The 957-nt window shown below is 42.3% G+C and carries 1 protein-coding gene; it reads right to left on the bottom strand.

The window, feature by feature from the left end; genetic code table 11:
* Nucleotides 1–302: 302 nt before the first annotated feature.
* The coding region (gene ubiG / locus R7E78_RS24915; RefSeq protein WP_318058447.1) for a bifunctional 2-polyprenyl-6-hydroxyphenol methylase/3-demethylubiquinol 3-O-methyltransferase UbiG at nucleotides 303–957 on the bottom strand (655 nt) is incomplete at its 5' end.

The raw sequence follows: 957 nt of genomic DNA, 5'->3' as shown, positions 1-957 counted from the left end.
ACTTGTGGATAAGTAATAAAATAAAAAAATTCAGTAAGTGAACACTAACCGATGAGAAAAGGGCTGACTTGAATGGGGAAAACTAAGCTTTGAAGATCGGTTTATAAATAACCGCCCTCAAAAAAAAATTCCTTGATCTTTGCCTGTTTTTATTTGCGAAAAATGGGTTGGTTAAAATGGAATCTAGAGCACGAATTTCATACATAAAAAGACAAAAAAAGCGGCAACTTTGTGCTACCGCTTTTGATTCATTTTATGACTGAAATGTCAATCACAAGAAGGCGTTTTTAATGTAACACCGTTCAGTATTTTTTAGTGTGGACGATGTAGTTTACATCTACATTACGACCTAGCTTATAGCTGTCATTTAGCGGGTTGTAATGAAGGCCTGTGATGCCCATTTCAGTCAAATCTGTTTGGTCGATCATCTTCATCATTTCAGCAGGTTTGATGAACTTTTCATGATCGTGCGTGCCTTCTGGCACAATCTTCAATAGTTTTTCTGCGCCTACAATCGCAAACAAGTACGACTTGATGTTGCGGTTTAACGTCGAGAAGAACACATGTCCTCCAGGCTTAACCAACGCGGCACATGAACGAATTACAGAGAGTGGGTCTGGCACGTGTTCTAGCATTTCCATGCAGGTCACAACATCGTAAGTCCCCGCATTTTCCGCAGCGTGGTCTTCGATGGTACTTTGGATGTAGGTCAGTTTAGTCCCTGTCTCCAATGCATGTAGGCGAGCAACTTCTAGTGGCTCTTTACCCATATCTAGACCAGTCACGGTGGCGCCTTCCTTTGCCATACTTTCTGCTAAGATGCCGCCGCCACAACCAACATCGAGAACTTTCTTGCCGAAAAGGCCATCGGCTTTTTCTAGGACATAGTTCAAGCGAAGCGGATTAATTTGATGAAGAGGTTTGAACTCGCCTTCTAAATCCCACCAACGAGAAGCC

The organism is Vibrio sp. YT-19(2023), assembly GCF_033337395.1.
The sequence above is the reverse complement of the archived record's forward strand: the minus strand, read 5'-3'. Positions and strand labels throughout refer to the sequence as shown.